Origin of the sequence: Pyxidicoccus fallax, assembly GCF_012933655.1 — a bacterium.
GTDB classification, from domain to species: Bacteria; Myxococcota; Myxococcia; order Myxococcales; family Myxococcaceae; genus Myxococcus; species Myxococcus fallax.
Genome location: NZ_JABBJJ010000698.1, coordinates 1 through 1,467, shown reverse-complemented (window position 1 = coordinate 1,467; position 1,467 = coordinate 1). Strand labels below are relative to the sequence as shown.

General features: G+C 74.2%; 2 pseudogenes. One reads left to right on the top strand and one right to left on the bottom strand.

The features are described 5' to 3' along the window. Positions 1–647 (top strand): annotated as a pseudogene (locus HG543_RS53610) (alpha/beta fold hydrolase); the annotation flags it as partial. Between the two features lie 2 nt (positions 648–649). On the opposite strand, the pseudogene HG543_RS53605 reads toward HG543_RS53610, so the two are convergent. Next, positions 650–1,467 (bottom strand): annotated as a pseudogene (locus HG543_RS53605) (hypothetical protein); the annotation flags it as partial.

The following is a 1,467-nucleotide window of genomic DNA, read 5'->3' as shown; positions in this document are numbered from 1 at the left end:
GGCTGGTGGGCTATGGGGTGGCGCAGGGGGCGCTGGGCGACAAGCTGGCCGGGCTGCTCACGCTGGGGGCCCCGGTGCACTTCAGGTCCGGCCCCTTCCTGCGCACGCTCATCTCCCTGGGCGTGCGCGCCGCGTGGCCCGCGCGCTTCCGGCAGGAGTGGATGAGCGCCAGCCTCGCGCCCTTCCTGGGCTACGTCACCCTGCCCCTGTCGGACCTGCTCGTGAATCCCGAGCACATCCCCCCGCGCATCCAGCGGCAGGTCTACGCGAACATGATGTCGTCGATGAGCCGCAAGGTGCTGCTCCAGTTCCAGGACTGGATTGAGCACGACGCGTTCCGCTCCTTCGACCGCGCCACGGACTGGCGCGCGGGCATCTCCCGGTTGCAGCTCCCGCTGCTCGTCATGGGCGGCAGCTCGGACCGGCTGGCCACGGCGGAGAACGTCGAGGCCCAGTTCGCGCTCACCACCGCGCCGGACCGCACGCTGCACATCTTCGGCAGGGACCGCGGCGACAAGATGGACTACGGGCACGGCGACCTCGTGTTCGGCACCGGCGCGCCCACGGAGGTCTACCCCGTCATCCTCGAGTGGCTGGAGCGCCACGCCACGCCCCTGGCCTCCGCCGACGTGCCGCCGCCGGCCTGAAGTCAGCGCTCCACGCACGGGGAGGACACGCCGCGCGCGTCCTCCGAGCGCACCCGCGCCAGCGTCACCCGCGTGTTGCCGCCACACTCGGCCCAGACGAGCCCCTCCGCCATCCCGCTCGCGGTGAGCGTGTCCGCGCGCAGCTCGCCCTCGCCCATGGCGGCCAGCGCCGTCCCGCCGCCCGTCACCTCCACGCCCGTGGCCTCCAGCCGTCCCTGCCTGTCCACCATCAGCGCCACGTGCCCGCAGCCCGACAGCTTCGCGTCGCGCAGCACCACGCGCGCCGACTGCGCGGCCAGCACGCACACGCCCGCCACGTCGTCCACCCGCACGCCCGCCACGTCCGCGTCCAGGTCGCGCAGGTGCAGCCCGTCGCCGTCCCCCGCGCGCACCCGGGTGATGGTGCCGTCGCGCACGCGCAGCTTCCCCTGTCTCGCCACCAGCCCGTACTCGGCCGCGCCCTCCACCTGGAAGCGCCGCAGCTCCAGCTCTCCGCCCAGCAGCTGGATTCCACCGAACGTCCCGCTGTCGCGCACCACCACGTCCTCCAGCACCCCGCGCGAGTTCACCACGCCCAGGCCGGCCCGCTCCGCGCGCTCCGACGTGAAGCCATGCACGCCCAGCCTCCGCGCCTGTGTGGCCGACAGGCCGTACTCGTGCCCCGTCACCCGCACGTCCGTGAGCACGAGCACGCCCTCCACCACGGAGAAGGCGGAGCCCCGGCCGCCCTCCGCCGTGGCGCGCCGCACCTCCGCGTGCCCACCGTCCACCCCCAGCGCGGAGACCGGCCCGGAGAAGCGCGCGTCCTCCAGTTCCACCC